The following is a 19,603-nucleotide window of genomic DNA, read 5'->3' as shown; positions in this document are numbered from 1 at the left end:
CAAGTATGTGTGGTCTTTTTTATGTAATTGTTAGCGGGTCATGTTGTATATTTACCCGTGTAAATGATTTTGAAACCTATTTGAAAATTTCAATTTTTGAAGGGAGAGGGACAATGCTCACACTAATTAAAAATGGGGAGATTTATGGCCCGGAATATATGGGACCAAAAGATATCCTCTTGGTTGGAAAGCAAATTGGCTTCATTGAGGACAAGATTGATGTACCTGCCAATTTCGTTGAATTGGAAGTGATTGATGCGAGTGGTCAAGTCGTGGTTCCGGGTTTTATAGATGCTCATGTACATATTATCGGCGGAGGCGGTGAAGGAGGATTCAAGACGAGGACACCTGAAATACAATTAACGGATGCCACGTTAGCGGGTATAACGACATTGGTAGGGGTCATCGGAACAGATGGTACGACAAGGACGATGCCAGCACTGCTTGCTAAAGCCAGAGCGCTTGAAGAAGAAGGAATTAGCTGCTTCGTTCAGACAGGTTCATATCAAGTTCCAGTCAAGACGTTAACCGGCAAGATTGAAGATGATTTGATTCTAGTGGATAAAATTATCGGTGTGGGCGAAATCGCCATTGCCGATCATCGTTCTTCGCAGCCGACTGCATCTGAACTTGCTAAACTAGCCTCTCAGGCGCGTAATGGAGGTCTGTTGTCCGGGAAAAGCGGTATCGTCAACATTCATGTCGGCGATAGTCGAGATCATTTGCAGGTAATTGAAGAAGTAGTCGAGACAACGGAAATACCAATCACTCAGTTTTACCCTACACATATAAATCGAAATCCGCATTTATTCAAAGCGGGGATGGAATATGCAAAAAAAGGGGGGTATATTGATTTTACGACAAGTACGATCAAGAAGTTCCTTGAAGAAGGGGAGGTTAAAGCAAGTACAGCAATAAAAAGGGCACTGGAAGAAGGTGTTGAAATCGGGCAGATCACTTTAACTTCAGATGGACAAGCAAGTCTGCCTGACTTCGATGGCAGCGGCAACCTGCGCGGATTGAACATTGGTACATGCATGTCATTATATGATTCTGTTGTCGATGCGGTCCTCGAGGATGGGGTGTCAATTGCCGATGCCGTACGAGTTGTGACGGAAAATCCGGCAAATATTTTAAAACTCTCTAAAAAGGGACAGCTTGCGGTAGGTAAAGACGCCGATCTGATTATAATGAAGAAACAAACTTTAGAAATAAATAGTGTCATCGCGATGGGACGGATCATGGTCAAAGACGGTGAAGCGGTCGTGAAAGGAACATTTGAAAAATAGATCTTTCTAATATCCGTGAAGCGGGAAAAGGAAATGAAACTAAATTGGTATGGTAATCCGCAAAAACATAATGGATTACGCTTATGGTAGCTGCTGTTTTCCTGTGGTTGCAAGACATCCAACAATCATGAAATGAAAAAAGACCCATAAATATATTATGGGTCTTTTTGGGCTGGATACTGATTTGTTGCATTTTGGGATCCTCTGCAAGCGAATGGGTGACTTGAATCAATCGAAGCAAGTCCAACAATTTGTCGGTAACCTGGTGATTTTATATAAAATTTTCCCATTAATGGTGCTTAATTTCAAAATGAAGGTGAGGTATAAGAAAACATATTCTAAATAAAGGTAATATACGAAAAATTCATTCCATTTAACATATTATTAAAATCTTGGATGTATTATCCTTTTATATAAGCAAATGTAGTTTATGAAACATTATATATTCACAAACATAAAAGACCAATGAAAACATTTTGGGCTGTTATTTCATGACTGTTCAAAACCTTGGTAAGTTTGCGAAACAAATCTATCTTAAGGGGAGAAATGAAATGGAAAAGACGGGAAACCCAATAATGAAAGCGCATTCAAGTGGAGTTGAGCCGGAAATGTTTCGTGTATTGACTCCTGATGGGGAAATCATTGAAACGATAGATGGAAAAATCGATAAATCACTGATGTTAAAGATGTATGAAAGCATGCTCCTGCTCAGAACATTTGATCGAAAATCAATTAATCTCCAGCGCCAAGGCAGGATTGGAACTTATGCACCTTTCGAAGGACAGGAAGCATCCCAGGTAGGAAGCGCTTTAGCATTGTCGGCAGGGGATTGGATGTTTCCCACATACCGTGATCATGGAGCGGCAATCATTCATGGTCAGGAATTATACCGTGTTTTCCTATACTGGATGGCGCATTTTGATGGTTCGATTTGTCCAGAAGGCAAAAGGATATTGCCTCCAAGTGTTCCCATTGCCACTCAAATGGTTCATGCGGTTGGAACGGCTTGGGCAAGTAAGATTAAAGGCGAGCAGAATGTTAGCATTGCTTATTTTGGTGATGGAGCCACTTCTGAAGGGGACTTTCATGAGGCACTGAATTTTGCTGGCGTTTATAAAACCCCAACAATCTTTTTCTGCCAAAATAATGGCTACGCCATCAGTGTGCCTTTTGAAAAGCAATCAGCATCTAAAACCATATCCCAAAGGGCTGCCGCTTATGACATCCATGGGGTGCGAGTGGATGGAAATGATATTTTCGCAGTATGGCTGACTGTAAAGGAGGCTGTCGAAAGAGCCCATAAAGGGGAAGGACCTACTTTAATCGAAGCCGTTACCTTTCGCTATGGTGCTCATACTACTGCAGACAATCCGAACATATATCGCGATCAGGACGAAATTTCAACGTACTGGAGGGAAAACCGGGATCCGATAACACGTCTTAGTAAGTATTTGAATAAAGAGGGTTACTGGAATGAAGAGCAGGAAGAATTGGCGTTAAAACAATTCAACGAACTGATTGATGCTCACCTTCAAAAAGCCGAAGGGTATCCGAAATCCGACCCGCTCGAAATGTTTAACCATGTATATGCCGAGGAGTCATGGCATCTAAAGGAACAGAAGCAGGAATTGAACCAAATCTTAAGGAAAGGCGGGAAGAAATAATGGGCAAAAATTTAACGATGCTCCAGGCTATTACGGAAGCGCTGGACCAAATGCTGGGTCATGATGATCGCGTGATGATCTTGGGTGAGGATATTGGAGTGAATGGCGGAGTTTTCCGATCGACGGAAGGGCTTTATGAGAAGTATGGAAAAGATCGAGTTGTGGATACGCCATTAGCTGAATCCGGAATCATCGGCTCTGCCATTGGTTTAGCACTTAACGGAATGCTGCCCATAGTGGAGATCCAGTTTCTCGCCTTTATTTACCCGGGTTTCGAGCAACTCGTTTCCCATGCTGCCCGTATGAGGTATCGTACTCGTGGGCAATTTGGGGTGCCCCTCGTAATCCGTACGCCATATGGTGCCGGAATCAGGGGGCCTGAACTTCATTCCGAAAGTGTCGAAACCTTCTTTGCCCATACTCCGGGTTTAAAGGTGGTTGCACCCAGTAATCCATATGACGCAAAAGGGCTGCTCATTTCAGCGCTCGAAGATCCTGATCCAGTGATTTTTTTGGAACCGACCAAATTGTATCGGGCTTTTAAGGAAGAAGTTCCCGACGAAATGTACCGAATACCAATAGGTCAAGCAAAAGTGGTCCAGGAGGGAAGTGACCTGACCATTTTTGCATGGGGGGCCATGTTGAGGGAGGCATTGAATGCCGCGAAAAAGATTGAAGAAGAAAAAGGCTGGAAGTGTGAAGTGGTCGATCTTCGAACACTATACCCTTTAGATAGGGATACGATCGTGCAATCCATTAAAAAGACAGGTCGTGCATTAATCGTCCATGAAGCCCATAAGACTGCCGGATTAGGTGCGGAGATTATCTCCATCATTAATGATGAAGCCCTTATTTACCTGAAAGCGCCGATTAAGCGTGTAACAGGATTTGATGTACCGGTTCCGCCGTTTACAATAGAAGATCATTATTTACCGACTGTTGACCGTGTAAAACAAGGAATAGTCGAAACGATATCATTTTAATTGATGATTAAGGTGGAGAAGGAGGAAGACGCATGTTGGAATTCAAACTTCCTGATGTAGGGGAAGGGATGCATGAAGGGGAAATTATCCAATGGCTCATCAAAGAAGGGGATGCGGTAACACAGGACCAACCCATTGTTGAAGTGCAAACGGATAAAGTCAATGCGGAATTGACTGCTCCCGCAGCGGGAGTGGTCAAGAAGATATTTTTTTCCGAAGGGGATATCGTGGAAGTGGGAACCACCATATTCACCATTCAAGTAGAAAACGGTATGCCTGCTCCGGAAACAGACATGGGTGAAGAAGAAATCCAGGCCGTGCAATCAGGTGATGTAAAAGTAAATGCAGGACAAATAACAAGCAAGCCGCATCTTGAGGCAGTGCGTGTGTTGGCTACCCCATTCGTGCGTCAAATGGCGAGGGAAATGAAGATTGATATCGAGCAGGTTAAGGGCTCCGGTCCTGCAGGGCGAATTACCGAAAGTGACTTGAAGCAGTTTAAAGAAAATCATTCGATTACACGGGAAAATGTCTATAATAACGATAACAAGATTCTTCAAGATACTGCCACAATGAAGAATGCCGATAAGGCAAAGGGATTGGAAAATGAGTGGGAAGAGCGGATTCTGCTTAAGGGCATTCGTAAAAAAATCGCTGAACATATGGTAAAGTCGGTTTCGACCATTCCTCATGTAACCCATGTAGATGAATTGGAAATGGACCGATTGAAGGAATTTAAAAATCAATTAAAGGCGTATTCCGATGTTAAGGATATTAAATTGACTTTTTTACCATTTTTCGTTAAAGCGATTGTCATTGCCTTAAAGGAGTTTAAAACTTTAAACGCTTCAATTGATGAAAAGACCAATGAAATTATCCTGAAAAATTATTATCATATTGGGATTGCAACAAATACAAAAGAGGGTCTCATTGTTCCTGTCATAAAACATGCAGATCAAAAAACCATTTTCCAACTGGCTGATGAAATCAGGGAATTGGCAACTCAAGCCAGGGAAGGGAAGTTGAGCATAGATCAAATCACAGGCAGCACATTTACCATAAGCAATGTAGGACCGATCGGAGGGTTGCATGCCACCCCGATCATTAACTATCCGGAAGCGGCAATATTGGCGTTGCATAAGATGGAACACCGCATGGTCGTTCGCGATTTGGAAGGTGTTATCCGTTTAATGATGAATATGTCTTTATCTTTCGATCATCGTTTAATTGATGGTGTAACAGCGGTACATTTTACAAACAGGATCAAGGAACTGCTGGAAAATCCAATTCGTTTAGTTGTGGAGATGAGATAAATGGTAGTAGGGGAAGTTGCTGTAGAGACGGATGTTATCATCATGGGAGGAGGTCCGGGGGGATATGCTGCGGCTATCCGTCTCGGACAGTTAGGGAAATCGGTCGTGCTGGTTGAAAGGGATAGGCTGGGCGGGGTTTGCCTAAATCGGGGCTGTATTCCTTCGAAGGCTTTAATTCACGCAGCTGATCAGTACCAAAGGCTTAACGATTTAGGGAAAATGGGTATCAGGCTTTCTCAAGAAAAAAACACAATGGACTTGGGAATTTGGCAGGATTGGAAAGAGGGCATCACTTCCCAGTTGAACCAAGGTATTGCCCATTTGTGTAAAGAAAATGGAGTGACGGTGGTTAAAGGTCAAGCAACCTTTTTATCTGATGACCGCATCGGAGTCGAAACCGATGGCGATTTTGAAACTTACAAGTTTGAACAGGCAATTATTGCGACGGGGTCCAGACCTTATATTCCATCATTCATTAAGGTCGATGGAGAATATATTTTGGATTCAACAGCATCTTTGCAGCTGCAGGAAGTCCCATCCAGCTTGTCGATCATCGGCGGAGGCTATATCGGAATCGAATTGGGTATGGCCTTTGCCAAGTTAGGTACTAAAGTGACCATCATTGAGATGGCTAGCCGCATTCTCCCCCAGGTTGCCGAAAACCTGGTCAAGGAAGTTACCCGTAATGCCAAGAAGCTGGGGATGAACATTAAAACATCCTCGAGGGTAGAAAAGGCGAGTGTAGTGGATGGTCATGTACACCTTCAGGTTTCCTCGGAAAAACAGGGGGCGGAAGTGGTCGTGAGCGAAAAGACCCTGGTTACGATTGGCAGGATTCCTAACACTGAAGAGATTGGCCTGAATCGGGCTGGCGTTACGGTTGGCGAAAAAGGCTATATAGCTGTAGATATGGAATGCCGTACAAATGTGCCGCATATCTTTGCCATCGGAGACATTACACCTGGTCCAGCTCTTGCCCATCGAGCGTCCAAACAGGGAATCGTGGCAGCGGAAGTAATAGGGGGGTTGCCAAGTGCGATTGACTCTCCTTATGTCCCCTATGTGATTTTCTCGGAACCACAAATAGCAGGGGTTGGTTTAAGCCGTGAAGAAGCTGAACAACAGGGATACAGCGTCAAGACCGGGAAATTCCCATTCAGTGCCAACGGAAGGGCGCTTGCAATGGATGAAACAGAGGGATTTGCTGAAGTGATCGTGGATGCAGAAAGCCACATATTGCTTGGAATGCATATGGTTGGTGCAGATGCTTCCAACCTTATAGGTGAAGGGGTCCTCGCCCTTGAGCTGGCGGCTCGGGTCGAAGATATAGCCCTCAGCGTGCACCCTCATCCAACCTTGGCTGAGGGATGGATGGAAGCGGCGGAGGCAGTTTTGGGACATGCGATTCACATTGTTAATAAATAGGATAACTGGTAATTAGTGGGGATTACCGGTGTAGTCCCCGATTAGAGTGGTTTATTTTAATGGAGTTAGAAACCTAGTCATTGGTCCGCCGTAAGTCAAAACAGTAATAGCCTGTAATGATTCCTCTTGTAAAACTAATGGTATATTGATATCATTTTTACTTTGGTGAGGTATGAGAAAATTTTTCAAAAAGGCTTTGCACCCTTTCACTCCTGAACCATAACGGTTGATGAGATAATTTATCTATTCGCCATTCAACGATTGAAATGAGTTGGATTTATTATACTGAGAAATTATGGAATAAAGGAGGCAAATGTAATGGAATCAAATGGCGGATCACTGCAAAAGAGATTATTGCCGCGGCATATCAGCATGATGGCAATGGGAGGGGCAATAGGTACTGGGATTTTTAAAGGAAGTTCCGAAACCATATCGTTAGCAGGACCAGGAGTCATTTTTACTTATATGTTTGCAGGATTATTACTTCTTGTAGTCATGGGAGCTATAGCGGAAATGGCAATCGTCTATCCAAATACGAATATGAAAGGTTTCATTCAGAAAGCATTTGGAAAGCGAAGTTCCTTCATCATAGGTTGGATGTATTGTTTCATGTGGCTGTCCGTTTGTGTCATTGAGGTAGTGGTGGCAGGCAGCTTCTTGCAGTATTGGCTCCCGGCAATCCCACTATGGATATTAAGTTTAGGGTGTGCTGCTTTGATCATTGGGGTCAACATGATGAATGTTAAACATTATGGCGAATTCGAATTTTGGTTTGCTGGCATTAAAATTACAATGATCATCGTATTCATTATCTTGGGAGCCTGTATTTTATTTGGGGTCATCCCAAGCGGCGGATCAAATTATCTACAAAACTTCACAGGGCACGGAGGGTTTTTCCCAAATGGGTGGATGTCCATCTTTTCGGCATTACTGATCGTCATGTTCTCATATGGCGGTTCTGAGTTAATCGGGGTGACGGTAACGGAAGCGAAGGATGCAGAACGCATCTTACCGAAGGTCATTAAAAACTATATTTGGAGAGTCGTATTATTTTTCACCTTACCGATCCTTATAATCTGCGGTCTGATTCCTTGGAACGAAATTAGCGACCAGGCAAGTCCATTCGTACAAGTATTATCAATGTCCGGTTTTCAGGGATCTGCACACATCATGAACTTCATTTTAATTACGGCCGTATTATCTGCTGCTAACTCTGGAATATATGGGTGTACACGGATGCTGCATTCTTTAGCTGCAGAAGGGGAAGCTCCAAAGTCGTTCTCTTATGTATCGAAAAATGGAGTTCCCTTGTATAGTTTAATACTAAGTGCCGTTGTATTGGTCGTCGGCTCCATGATTACCTACGTTGCCCAGGACAAGGCATTTACTCTATTAATGGCGTTTCCGGGTTTTGTGGTCTCACTTGTATGGATTAGCATCTGTTTAGCGCAGCTAAAACTTCGCAATTCATACCCTAAGGCTCCGAGTTTTAAATTATGGGGCTTTCCATATGTAACATTATTTGCTGTAATCACCTTAAGCGTAATTTGTGTCATGTTCGTGTTTAGTGAACAGAACCGAATCAGTATCATTGCTTGCCTTATTGTGCTGGCTGCATTAATCTCGATTTCGATCTTCAAATTTAAAAATGGGGATGAACAGGAAACGACCATAATAGAAAAGGAATCTTGTTAAATAAATTCACGTCAAAGATACGACATGGGCAAAGGCGTCTATGTCGTATCTTTCATGTTTTAATAATTACAATCAAGCTGCAACTTCATTGATAGTTCAAGTAGTCGACATTTTATTGATTACATGTTGTAAGTAGGTTATGAATCTTTCATTTTCAAGTGGGGTGCCGATGGTCACGCGGATAGTATTTTCATAGCCTAACAAATGACCGGAACGGATAATGACACCTTGAATTAATAGCTTCTCAAAAACGTCCCTGCCAGGATGGTTCAATTTGATCATCAAGAAGTTGGCATGTGAAGGGAAGAAAGCTAATCCCATCTCGCGTAGTTCGTTTTCTAAATATCTTCTTCCTTCCGCATTTTTACGTGCGCATTGCTCTACAAATGTATGGTCGTCGAGGGAAGCGAAGGCCGCAGCCTGTGCTAAACGATTCGTATTGAAGGGTTCTTTCACTTTAACTAGCTCTTGTATGATGGAAGCATCCATTAAACCATATCCAATCCTTAATGCAGCCAATCCATAAATCTTTGAAAAAGTGCGTAAGATGACCAGATTTGAATGATTATTTAGCAGTGGCAAAGTTTCTAAATATTCTGCATCGTCGACATACTCATAATAGGCTTCATCAACGATCAGTAAAATATGTTTCGGCACCTTCTCGATAAAAGATCTTAACTTTTCTTTTTGAACGATCGTTCCTGTCGGATTATTGGGATTACAGACAAATATCATTCTTGTCTTTTCAGTTATGGCATCGTACATACCCTGCAGGTCATGTGCACCATTAATAAGCGGTATCTTTATCGGTGTGCCGCCATCTATCACTACATTCGTTTCATAGCGAGGGAAAGTAACATCAGCCATGATGACTTCATCATTTTGTTGAATGTAGGTTCTTGTTAACAAACGTATTACCTCATCGGATCCATTGCCTAAGATTATATGGTCTTGATCGATATTCAATTTCCTTGCCAACTTCTCAGTTAATGACGGTGCCATACCTTCAGGATAAAAGGAGGTTTGCTCCATTTCGATAAGCATGGCTTCTTTTGCCAGGGTTGAACAACCGAATGGATTCTCATTGGATGCCAATTTTACAATCGTTTCAAGTCCTAGTTCACGTTGCACTTCTTCAATTGGCTTACCGGAAACATATGGGCTGATGTCTTCGATGTTTTTTCGAACCGGGATTTTCGTATAGGTCAATGCAGGTTCCTCCCTTTGGTAAATTCTGAATTTTCTTTATCTATTTGATTATTTTAATGATAGAATATTAACTGTTAAAATTACATACAAAAAAGAATGTATTTTTCGCTTTCCATACAACATTTTAAAGAAATATAAGCTTATATTCCTTCATTATGAAAGGCGGTTGCTTCATGGATGAAATAGATGTCAGGTTACTGGAACTTTTACAAATGAATGGACGCATTACGATTAGTGAACTATCGAAGAAATTGGCTCTCAGTCGACCAAGCATTTCTGAACGTATGTATCGCCTGCAAGAAAAGGGGATCATTGAGGGTTTCAGCGCAAGGGTTTCACCATTGGCAATAGGCAGAGGTGTACTTGTGTTCATTCAAGTCAGTGAACTTAAGGTTTCTGTTTCCGATTTTGAGCAATTAGTGAAAAATGATTTAGACATTATCGAGTGCCATCGTGTAACAGGAACAGTTGGATATTTTTTGAAAGCGGCTTTAGCTGATATGGACAGCATGAGATTACTAATAGATCGATTAATACCTTATGGACATCTGAATACTTCCATAGTTTTGACATCTCCGGTACCTTCCCGCTCCATTCTTCCAAGGGTCAATGAAATGGAGGATCATGGTGCGAAATCCTAGCTGGAATTTCAACTGATGCCGGTAAATGGGTTCGGACGGTTGAAGGGTTCATAGGTTTTTTACAAAAGGAACGAGGCGAGATGCCTGTTCCTTTTTTTGGCGTTATTTTAAATCCATCAAAGCACCGAAATATTGCTGGGCCGTTGTAAAACAAATGAATGCCAATAGTTCAGAAATCTCTTCATCACTGAATGCCTCCTTCAATACTCGGAAAAACTTTTCCTCCGTTTTTTCACGTTGAATGAGGAATACTTCCGCAAAGGCGATTGCATAGCTTTCTTTCGTTTCTTCCGGCTTTAATGGAATCCCTTTGGCCTGACAGTATGAACAACCATTACCGTATGCCAACACCCTTCTGACGTTTTCCTTCAACTCCTTCGAAAGTAACCCATCTGCAGATACGCAATCTGAGAGGTCCGACCATTTATGCGAAATAACTTCTGAATGAAATAACCTTTGAAACGGACTGGATCCAATCGATGATTTTTTTATTCTTGTCATGAACATCTCCCCTTTGAGATAATCCTAATATAAAAATACAGGAATATTAATTCCGTTTGTAAAGTATTCCGGTTGAATAATGAATAAATATAAAGAAAAGAAGGGGAATAATTTTAAAATGAAAATAGATGAAAAAGACCAAAGCATCCTTGCTGAATTAAGGTTGAATAGCCGGATTTCCATGAGGGAGTTGGCAAAGAAAGTAAACCTCTCCGCCCCTACCGTTACAGAACGGGTACGGCAAATGGAGTCATTCGGGATCATTAAAGGGTATGTTGCCGAGATTAATCATAAAAAGATTGGTTTTCCTATTGAGTGCATCGTGGAAGCAACGATAAAAAATGGGGAATATGAGAAATTCAAAAAGTATATCTCCAAGCTACCGAATGTTGACTTTTGTTATCGAATTGCCGGGCAGGCTTGCTTTATGCTGAAAATCCACAGTGAGAGCCTTGAAGAAGTGGAGGAATTCATCAATCGGACAATCCCTTTTGCGGCAACTATTACACATGTAATTCTTTCTGAGGTAAAGATAAGTCAGGAATAAAGAATTTTTTATTTCCCGTGAACGATATCATCAACTTAAACGTCAAATAAGTATAAAGGTTACGGATATGAGAGTGGTGACAATAAATGGATGAAAGAGATCTGGTTAAGGCGGCAAAAAAGGGAGATGATGGAGCGTTGGCTGCATTGTTTCAAGGTTCCTATCCTTTTCTGCTTAAATATCTACTGAAGTTGACCTTTAATCTCGAAAATGCTGAAGATTTAGCTCAGGAGACTTATTCGAAAGCAATTGAGAATCTTTCAAGGTTTAAGGGGGACTACTAATACCGTCCCTGGTAAAGAAATTAAGGAACTGAAGGGACTTGTTAAGGGAAACTGTGTTCAATCGAAGCATATTGGAAAAGATATTCTCGTGGGATTACGGACAATTGTCGGCGGTGAAATTACTGAGTATACAGAAATGATGAAGGAAGCCAGACAAAAAGCAATTGGCAGGATGGTCGATGAAGCGAGAGGAAAAGGGGCGAACGCAATAGTCACAATGCGTCTGGAAACCTCTGCGGTCATGCAAAACACTTGTGAAATCATTGCTTACGGCACGGCAGTTCATGTTGAATGACTTCATGTTTAATTCATATTCTATTGATATAGGTCTTTGAATCAATTTTTTTTGTAACCCTTATTTGAATGAACTTCCCACTATTCAGTTAATCTTTTTAAATGGGCAGTAGCTCCCTAACTGGAATTTTAAATAAACTCAGCGGGATAATGCTACCGGCAATTTTGAAAGGGAACATTCGGAATTTTATAGAGATTATTATTTACCTTAAGGTTATCGCCAATTAAACTTTTTAAAACCGTTTCGAATCAATCGGACACCCTTTAATCGGGGGAATAATTTGAATAAAAGATAAAACGCCTGGATTTTATCCAGGCGTTTTATTCTTTTTGTAAAAGTTCAGTTATCAGAAAAGTGATAGAGCGGGTTTAATTTGAATAGGGAAGTAGATTAATGGGTAGTGGTAATAACTAGTGAACAATGAGTTAATATTGAAAAGATGGGGTGTTGTGTTATGGAGGAAAATGATAAAAATTTGAAACCTAAACTAGCCAGTGAAGCAGTTAATGTGATTGAAAATGTAGCTGGAACATACCCTGGTTATCGTCGTGCGCATGCAAGGGGATATGTGTATGAGGGGGTTTTTACCCCAAACGGAAAAGCGTCCCCATTAACGGTGGCTTCGCATCTTCAGGAGGAAGCTGTGCCAGTGATCATTCGGTTTTCAAATAGCTCGCCCATTCCAAGCCATCCTGATGCCATTTCCCCTGTTAAGGGCATGGCCGTGAAGTTTCAATTGCCGAATGGAGAGGTGTCAGATCTTATTACTGTGACCATTCCGCTATTCTTTGCAAAAACACCGGAAGCGTTTGTTGATATTGCGGGCTTTTTCAAATCTGCAAAAGAAGGTTTCCCCAATCTGAAAGAGCTGGCCAAAATCCTGTTGAAATACCCTGAAAGCAAGGCAAGCCTGCAAATGCTTAAAGAAATGCGTTCTCCAGCCAGTTTCTCAACGTGTCAATATTACTCCATTCATGCATTCTATTTCATTAACGCGGAAGGGAAGCGTCAGGCCATTAAGTATGAGTGGGTACCTGATGCCGGCCTTAGTATGCTGGCAAAAAAAGAGGTAGCCGAGCGTTCGGGAGAATATTTGAATGAAGAAATGGAAGAGAGGCTCAAGCAAGGTCCGGTGGGCTTTAAGTTGAACATTCAAATAGGAGGGGAAAATGACCCGGCTGACGATCCAACCAAAGCTTGGTCGGAAGATAAACAGGTAATCATGGTCGGGCATTTGGGAATTTTTAATAAATTGGAAGGTGCTGAGGATCATCTATTGTTTGATCCAACCAATATTCCTGAAGGAATTGAGTGTTCTGAGGACCCAATCCTGCATTTTCGCCACAGTGCGTATGCCGTTTCATATGACCGTCGGATAAATAACAAATGAAAGGTATCTTGAAAAAGGGAAACTCCTTATTAAAGGATTTTCCCTTTTTTGTAAGTTTACATTTTTCCGGATCTGAAAATGGTGTAAAGCATGAGTAAGAACATCAGGGTTGCAACGACAAAACCAATCTCGATAACCGGTATTTTCCATAGGATCAGTGTTTCCCCGCCTATTGCAGAACCGATAATGAGACCGACCATGATTATGCTGAATGCAAGCAGTATAATACTGAAAGACAGCCGGTTCGAGATTTGATCAAGCTTATGTAAAAAAACTTGAAGTTCGGGAATATTGATATCGAGCCGCAATTTCCCTTTTTTTATGATACCTGTTACTTCCCTGATATCCTTGGGCAGTTCGGCAATGGCTTCGGCAGACTCGATGAATTGATTCCAGGCGTTCTTCGCAATGTTTTTTGGATTGTAGCGCTCCTTAAAAAGCCTTTCCCCAAAAGGTTCAGCTGCTTTCATAATGCTGAAATTCGGATCTAATCCTTCGACAATGGCCTCCATGGTGAGCAGGGCCTTGCCGAGCATCGTGAATTCGGGAGGAATTTGGACTTGGTGCCGATTGGCAACCGTGAACAGGTCATTGACTGCTCCGCCTAAGCTGATTTGGCTCAATGGGATATCATAATATTTATTTCGCAGTTCATCAATATCCCCCTTCAATGGGGTCATATCGATTTCGTCCGTCAGAAGGCCCATATCTGAAAGCGTCTTGATCAATCCATTGGTGCTTCCGCGTTTCAGGTTGATGACAAGCGAGGCGAACTGATACTTCGTTTCTTCCTCCAGTCGTCCCACCATTCCGAAATCCATGAGTGCGACGACGTTTCCTGGCAAAATGATGATATTGCCAGGGTGAGGGTCGCCGTGGTAAAAGCCATCGATCAATATTTGCTGAAGCATGGAATTCGCTAGCCTTTCCGCGATTTTCCGGCGGTCATAACCTTCATCATCAAGCTGTTTATAATGATTGATCTTAATTCCTTGAATGAAATCCATCGTCAGGACCCTTTTTGTGGAATACTCCCAATGGATCCTTGGTACCTTAAACCCTATATCATCGATGAATTGCTTGGCTATTCTTTCCCCGTTTCGGCCTTCGGAATTATAATCGAGTTCTGCGCGGAGTGATTTAGCGAATTCATCAATCATTTTTCTGATTTGGTAGCGTCTTGCCCAAGATATCCGAGCTTCCATAAGTCTTGCCAAATCATCGAGAATTTCCAAATCCGTTTCCACAGTCGGCAGAATATCGGGCCGCTGCACTTTGATTGCTACGACTTCCCGTGACGGAAGCCGTGCCGTATGGACCTGCCCAATCGAAGCGGTAGCCAGTGGTTTTTCATGGAATTCCAGAAAAATGTTTTCCAAAGAATCACCCAATTCGGCTTCGACAATTTTGCGAACCCTATCAAATGGAAAGGGGCTGACCTGGTCCTGTAGCTTTTCAAGTTCGCGGACGATTTCGTCCGGAACGAAATCACGCCTCGTACTAGCAATCTGACCAAGTTTAATGAATGTAGGACCCAAGCTTTGTAATATCGTATGCAGCCGCTCTCCAATTGAGCGGAGATTCAGGTTTTCATCGGGTTGGAGTTTCGATGCCGCTTTGTTCTCGGATAATCCCAGGCGATAGATGAAATAACCAAAACCATTTTTCAAGAAGGCATTAATGATTTCTTGGTAACGATGTGCGTGTTTCAGTCGCTTGCGAAACATTCAAGTACCTCCTGTCACGATTGTATATTTTGGTTCTGTTTCTCCAAAATTACGATACGTCGCTCCAATTCCTGAACTTCTTCTTTGGTTGCCAAGTTTAGGCCGTTGAGCGCTTGGTTGACTTTGGCCTTGACGGAATCATCCAGCTGCTTTTGGGCTTGTTCCCCTTTTTCGACCCATTGCTTAATAAGAACCTTGGAGTCTTCTTTACTGATATCGCCTTTTTTTACAAGAGAGTCCACTGCTTTTTCAATTTGTTCTTTTGTAGCAGCGGCAGCACCTAATCCTAAAGAAAACACATTTTTTAATAAGTCCATTTTTACATTCCTCCAATATAAATTTTTACACTGTAAGAAAGATAATAGCGGATGCCTTTCACCCTGGTTCATTCATGTTGTTTCTATTATCATACATCACTTTAAGGAAGCTGCAAAAATATAAGGGTCCTGATGATTATTGATGATAAGGAAAAGGATTTGTTGATCAGTCAAGGAAAATTGTTTGAAGTGAAGCGAATTGGATATTATGATAGGGAAAAATACGCTGTGAAAGTGGGGATGGAATAATGGGTTTCACTAATAAAACGGTGATTGTTACAGGCGCTTCGAATGGTATAGGGAGAGGTGTGGCAAAAGGATATGCAGAAAGCGGAGCTTCAGTCGTTCTCGCAGATTTGGACGAGCGGGAAGGTCTTCTGTATGTGGAAGAGCTCAAAAGTAATGGTCATGAAGCCATGTTCGTTAAAACGGATGTTCGTAAGGAAGCAGACATCCGACATTTGATGGATGTAACTCTAAAAACATATAAGACCATTGATATATTAATCAATAATGCGGGAAAGGCATCATTCAAATCGCTTTATGATCTGACGATTGAGGAATGGGACGATATGATGAATACGAATTTGCGAAGTGTTTTCCTTTGTTCCCGGGCGGCGGCAGAATCAATGCGAAAAAATGAAACGGGGGGTGCAATCATCAATTTAGCATCAACTAGAGCAATAATGTCTGAGCCGGATTCAGAATCCTATGCAGCGACAAAAGGTGGGATCAAAGCACTGACACATGCACTTGCTGCTTCTTTAGGCAACGAGAAAATTACGGTCAATTCGATTTCTCCGGGGTGGATTGAAACGGGTGATTATGAATCGCTGAGGGATAAAGATCATCAACAGCATTTTTCCAATCGGGTTGGCAAACCGGAAGATATTGCAAGGGCCTGTCTTTATTTGACGGCAACGGAAAATGATTTCGTTACGGGTGCGGATCTTATCGTCGATGGAGGTATGACAAGAAAAATGATATACGAGGAGTAACCTCATTTTTTTCGATAAAGATATTGCAATTCAGTTCCGAGCTCACGGTTTAGCAGCTGTTCCATTTCTTCTAGCTCTTTTATACCGATAGGGGCATCGGCAGCTGTCCAGTGAACGGTATAAACAAAATAGTAATCTCTTATTTTTCGGAAAATAACAGGAGAATTCGGGAATTGATCAAAAATTGCCCTGATATTATAGCGTCTCATGTAAGACCACTTAACAAGCTGTATCTAGCTATCCATCCTTTTCAAAAGAGATCAATGACTGCCATGATGGGGCAGCCATTGGTCCGGTTCTTATTTATCGTTGAATAAATTGAATAAGCCTCTAGCTACGCTGCCTTCTTCGGATGATCCTCCATTTTGCGGCGCTGCAGCAAATACACGGCTGGCAAGCCGGCTGAATGGCAAAGATTGCACCCAAACGGTTCCGGGTCCTTTTAATGTTGCAAAGAATAAACCTTCGCCTCCGAATAAAGCGGTTTTCACGCCTTTTACAGTTTCAATATTATAATCTACCCCGCTAGTCATTGCCACTAAACATCCTGTATCGACGCGTAAGACCTCTCCTGCAGCCAATTCTTTTTTATGGATCGTGCCGCCGGCATGAACGAAGGTCATTCCATTTCCTTCAAGTTTTTGCATGATGAAGCCTTCGCCGCCAAAGAAGCCTGCCCCTATTTTTCTCTGAAACTCTATTCCGACCGAAACGCCTTTTGCTGCCGCCAGGAAAGCGTCTTTTTGACAAATGATTTTCCCGCCGAGCTCGCTTAAATCCATCGGAATGATTTTACCTGGATAAGGCGAGGCGAATGAAACGTGTTTTTTATCTCGTCCTTCATTCGTAAAAGCCGTCATGAAAAGACTCTCACCAGTAAGGAGCCGTTTCCCGGCACCGAATAGCTTACCCATCATTCCGCTGTCACCATTTGAAGACCCATCACCAAAGATGGTTTCCATCTTGATTTGATCTTCCATCATCATTAAACTTCCAGCTTCGGCAATCACGGTTTCCTGAGGATCCAATTCCACTTCAACAAACTGCATGTCATCTCCATATAACTTAAAATCTATTTCATGATTATTCAATTTCCATTCCTCCTATCGACCTTAATTTCATTGTAAAAGATAAACTCTTAACCTGCCAATATTTTTCAATTTTTCAGCCGTAATTTATATATTTTTTGTTTTCACGGGTATATCTAGTAAAATGAAGAAAGAAAAAACAGCATGACACTTAAGCTGAAATGAACCTTTTCTTAAGTGCAGGAGGAGACAACCATGGAAACTTACATACTATCATTGGACCAGGGAACGACAAGTTCCCGGGCCATTTTATTTAATAAAAGCGGGGAAGTTTTGCATATTGCCCAAAAGGAATTCACCCAATATTTCCCGAATCCAGGATGGGTGGAGCACAATGCCAATGAAATTTGGGGTTCCATTTTATCGGTAATCGCTTCCTGTCTATCGGAAATGAATGTAAAACCGGAACAGATTGCTGGAATTGGCATCACGAATCAACGGGAGACGACCGTGGTATGGGAAAAGGAAACAGGTCAGCCGATTCATCATGCCATCGTTTGGCAATCCCGGCAGACAAGCGAAATCTGCGCACAATTGAAGGATGAGGGCCTCGATGAATTATTTTTGCGGAAAACCGGTTTGTTGATTGATGCTTATTTTTCCGGTACAAAGGTGAAATGGATTCTCGACAATGTTGATGGGGCACGGGAAAAGGCTGAAAACGGAGACTTATTGTTTGGTACGATCGATACATGGCTGATATGGAAACTTTCGGGTGGTAAAGCACATGTGACCGATTATTCGAATGCGTCAAGGACGCTGATGTATAACATTCATGATTTGAAGTGGGACGAAGAGCTACTGGAAATTCTTCAAGTTCCGCAATCGATGCTGCCGGATGTTCGTTCTTCATCGGAGATATACGGGAAAACAGCGCCACACCATTTCTTTGGCCACGAAATCCCGATTGCCGGAGCAGCTGGAGATCAACAGGCAGCTTTGTTCGGCCAAGAATGCTTTGAAAAAGGAATGGCTAAGAATACGTACGGCACCGGATGCTTTATGCTGATGAATACAGGAGAAAAGGCAGTGAAATCAGAGCATGGTCTGTTGACCACGATTGCATGGGGGCTGAACGGAAAAGTCGAATATGCATTGGAAGGCAGTATTTTTGTTGCAGGTTCGGCAATACAATGGTTAAGGGACGGATTGAAACTCTTGCATGACCCGAAAGACAGTGAAAAGTATGCTTTGCGGGTCACTTCAGCCGATGGCGTCTATGTAGTCCCCGCATTTGTCGGATTAGGTACCCCTTATTGGGATAGTGATGTCAGGGGAGCTGTATTCGGACTAACAAGGGGGACATCGAAAGAGCATTTTGTCCGGGCAACATTGGAAGCGTTGGCCTACCAGACAAAAGATGTCCTTAGCGCGATGGAAGTCGATTCAGGGATTAACTTGAAGGCTTTGAGGGTCGATGGCGGGGTTGTCAAAAACAACTTTTTGATGGAATTTCAAAGCGGCCTCTTGAATGTACCAGTCGAAAGACCGGTTATTAGTGAAACGACAGCGTTAGGTGCAGCGTATTTAGCTGGGCTTGCGGTCGGATATTGGGAAAGTCAGGAAGAGATTTCAAAGCTATGGGCAGTCGATAAGAAATTCGAACCAGAGATGGAAGAACAGGAACGGAATGGTTTATATAATGGCTGGAAAAAGGCAGTTCAGGCGGCAAGGGTTTTTAAATAGAGTTAGTAAGGGTATTAATAGAAGAGAGATAAATACAGAACGTCCAAATTAAAAAAGGGGTGGTAATATGTTAGTTAAGGATTTCATGATAAAGGAAGTCTACGTAGCCCGTCCTGATTTTACATTAAAGGAAATTCTGCGAATCTTAATCGAAAATAAAGTGGGCGGTGTCCCGGTCGTGGATGAACATGATAAGCTATTGGGAATGGTGACGGACGGGGATATCCTTCGTTATTTGACACCTGCCGAGGAAGCCATCATGGGGTATTTCACATACATTACGGTTCTTCCTGGTGAAGAATTGGATGAAAAGGTTACATCCAAGATGAATGATAAAGTCTCACAAATCGTTAAAAATAAAAGAATTACAAAGCTATCCCCCGAAGATCCGTTAGATGAATTGATAAAGGTACTTTCCAAGCATCATTTCAAGAAAATCCCCGTCGTGGATAAAAATGATAAAGTCGTCGGCATCATCAGCAGGGGAGATGCACTTAGGGCCCTATATAAGGAATTCGTTCAAAAGCTGGAATAAATGGAGCATTACAAAA

20 protein-coding genes are annotated in these 19,603 nt (G+C 42.2%); 14 read left to right on the top strand and 6 right to left on the bottom strand.

From position 1 onward, the window contains the following. Window positions 1-113 precede the first annotated feature (113 nt). The 6 genes from iadA (at window position 114) to QUF86_RS00075 (ending at window position 8,369) form a co-directional block, all read left to right on the top strand. On the top strand, window positions 114-1,289 hold the full coding sequence (gene iadA / locus QUF86_RS00100) for a beta-aspartyl-peptidase (RefSeq protein WP_289333248.1): 1,176 nt from the start codon (window positions 114-116) through the stop codon (window positions 1,287-1,289). A gap of 551 nt (window positions 1,290-1,840) precedes the next feature. After that, a complete protein-coding gene (pdhA, locus tag QUF86_RS00095; protein ID WP_289333247.1) occupies window positions 1,841-2,953 on the top strand; it encodes a pyruvate dehydrogenase (acetyl-transferring) E1 component subunit alpha in 1,113 nt (370 codons plus the stop codon). Further along, window positions 2,953-3,936 carry an alpha-ketoacid dehydrogenase subunit beta gene (locus tag QUF86_RS00090; protein ID WP_289333246.1) on the top strand — a complete coding sequence of 328 codons (984 nt, stop codon included), beginning with the start codon at window positions 2,953-2,955 and terminating at the stop codon, window positions 3,934-3,936. The genes pdhA and QUF86_RS00090 overlap by 1 nt, the downstream gene beginning before the upstream one ends. A gap of 32 nt (window positions 3,937-3,968) precedes the next feature. After that, window positions 3,969-5,249, top strand: a complete 1,281-nt coding sequence (locus QUF86_RS00085; RefSeq protein ID WP_289333245.1) for a dihydrolipoamide acetyltransferase family protein — start codon at window positions 3,969-3,971, stop codon at window positions 5,247-5,249. After that, the gene (lpdA, locus tag QUF86_RS00080; RefSeq protein WP_289333244.1) at window positions 5,250-6,674 is read left to right on the top strand and encodes a dihydrolipoyl dehydrogenase; all 1,425 of its coding nucleotides are present in this window, start codon (window positions 5,250-5,252) and stop codon (window positions 6,672-6,674) included. Between the two features lie 318 nt (window positions 6,675-6,992). Further along, a complete protein-coding gene (locus QUF86_RS00075; RefSeq protein ID WP_289333243.1) occupies window positions 6,993-8,369 on the top strand; it encodes an amino acid permease in 1,377 nt (458 codons plus the stop codon). A gap of 96 nt (window positions 8,370-8,465) precedes the next feature. Here QUF86_RS00075 and hisC read toward each other — a convergent pair whose 3' ends face one another. Next, a complete protein-coding gene (gene hisC, locus QUF86_RS00070; RefSeq protein WP_289333242.1) occupies window positions 8,466-9,578 on the bottom strand; it encodes a histidinol-phosphate transaminase in 1,113 nt (370 codons plus the stop codon). A gap of 173 nt (window positions 9,579-9,751) precedes the next feature. Here hisC and QUF86_RS00065 point away from each other — a divergent pair, with 173 nt between their 5' ends. After that, on the top strand, window positions 9,752-10,219 hold the full coding sequence (locus tag QUF86_RS00065; RefSeq protein ID WP_289317612.1) for an Lrp/AsnC family transcriptional regulator: 468 nt from the start codon (window positions 9,752-9,754) through the stop codon (window positions 10,217-10,219). A gap of 102 nt (window positions 10,220-10,321) precedes the next feature. Here the strand turns inward: QUF86_RS00065 and QUF86_RS00060 are convergent, their stop codons facing one another. Beyond that, window positions 10,322-10,720, bottom strand: coding sequence for a carboxymuconolactone decarboxylase family protein (locus tag QUF86_RS00060; protein WP_289317611.1), 399 nt, complete (start codon window positions 10,718-10,720; stop codon window positions 10,322-10,324). Between the two features lie 118 nt (window positions 10,721-10,838). Between QUF86_RS00060 and QUF86_RS00055 the strand changes: the two genes are divergently transcribed. The 4 genes from QUF86_RS00055 (at window position 10,839) to QUF86_RS00040 (ending at window position 13,236) form a co-directional block, all read left to right on the top strand. Next, window positions 10,839-11,267 (top strand): Lrp/AsnC family transcriptional regulator, encoded by a 429-nt coding sequence (locus QUF86_RS00055; RefSeq protein WP_289333241.1) that lies wholly within the window; start codon window positions 10,839-10,841, stop codon window positions 11,265-11,267. Between the two features lie 86 nt (window positions 11,268-11,353). Then, entirely contained in the window at window positions 11,354-11,551 is a 198-nt protein-coding gene (locus tag QUF86_RS00050) for a sigma factor (protein WP_289317609.1), read from the top strand. Next, window positions 11,523-11,846, top strand: coding sequence for a YbjQ family protein (locus QUF86_RS00045; protein WP_289336170.1), 324 nt, complete (start codon window positions 11,523-11,525; stop codon window positions 11,844-11,846). Before QUF86_RS00050 ends, QUF86_RS00045 begins: the two co-directional genes overlap by 29 nt. Window positions 11,847-12,300: 454 nt before the next feature. Then, complete coding sequence (locus QUF86_RS00040; RefSeq protein WP_289333240.1) at window positions 12,301-13,236, top strand: catalase family peroxidase; 936 nt, start codon at window positions 12,301-12,303, stop codon at window positions 13,234-13,236. A gap of 56 nt (window positions 13,237-13,292) precedes the next feature. Here QUF86_RS00040 and QUF86_RS00035 read toward each other — a convergent pair whose 3' ends face one another. Then, on the bottom strand, window positions 13,293-14,963 hold the full coding sequence (locus QUF86_RS00035) for an ABC1 kinase family protein (RefSeq protein WP_289333239.1): 1,671 nt from the start codon (window positions 14,961-14,963) through the stop codon (window positions 13,293-13,295). Between the two features lie 14 nt (window positions 14,964-14,977). Continuing rightward, window positions 14,978-15,280: a phasin family protein gene (locus QUF86_RS00030; protein ID WP_289317606.1), complete on the bottom strand. Its 303-nt coding sequence runs from the start codon at window positions 15,278-15,280 to the stop codon at window positions 14,978-14,980. 248 nt (window positions 15,281-15,528) lie between these two features. On the opposite strand from QUF86_RS00030, the gene QUF86_RS00025 reads away from it, so the two are divergent. Further along, a complete protein-coding gene (locus QUF86_RS00025; RefSeq protein ID WP_289317605.1) occupies window positions 15,529-16,278 on the top strand; it encodes an SDR family NAD(P)-dependent oxidoreductase in 750 nt (249 codons plus the stop codon). A gap of 2 nt (window positions 16,279-16,280) precedes the next feature. Here the strand turns inward: QUF86_RS00025 and QUF86_RS00020 are convergent, their stop codons facing one another. Together QUF86_RS00020 and QUF86_RS00015 are read right to left on the bottom strand one after the other, a co-directional pair. Next, entirely contained in the window at window positions 16,281-16,487 is a 207-nt protein-coding gene (locus tag QUF86_RS00020; protein WP_222620127.1) for a hypothetical protein, read from the bottom strand. A gap of 90 nt (window positions 16,488-16,577) precedes the next feature. Beyond that, on the bottom strand, window positions 16,578-17,369 hold the full coding sequence (locus QUF86_RS00015; RefSeq protein WP_289333238.1) for a TIGR00266 family protein: 792 nt from the start codon (window positions 17,367-17,369) through the stop codon (window positions 16,578-16,580). A 192-nt stretch (window positions 17,370-17,561) separates the two neighbouring features. Between QUF86_RS00015 and glpK the strand changes: the two genes are divergently transcribed. After that, a complete protein-coding gene (gene glpK, locus QUF86_RS00010) occupies window positions 17,562-19,052 on the top strand; it encodes a glycerol kinase GlpK (RefSeq protein ID WP_289333237.1) in 1,491 nt (496 codons plus the stop codon). 67 nt (window positions 19,053-19,119) lie between these two features. Next, window positions 19,120-19,587, top strand: coding sequence for a CBS domain-containing protein (locus QUF86_RS00005; protein ID WP_289317601.1), 468 nt, complete (start codon window positions 19,120-19,122; stop codon window positions 19,585-19,587). Window positions 19,588-19,603: the final 16 nt, after the last annotated feature.

Origin of the sequence: Peribacillus sp. NJ11, from assembly GCF_030348405.1 — a bacterium.
In the GTDB taxonomy this organism is placed as follows: Bacteria; Bacillota; Bacilli; order Bacillales; family DSM-1321; genus Peribacillus.
The sequence above is the reverse complement of the archived record's forward strand: the minus strand, read 5'-3'. Positions and strand labels throughout refer to the sequence as shown.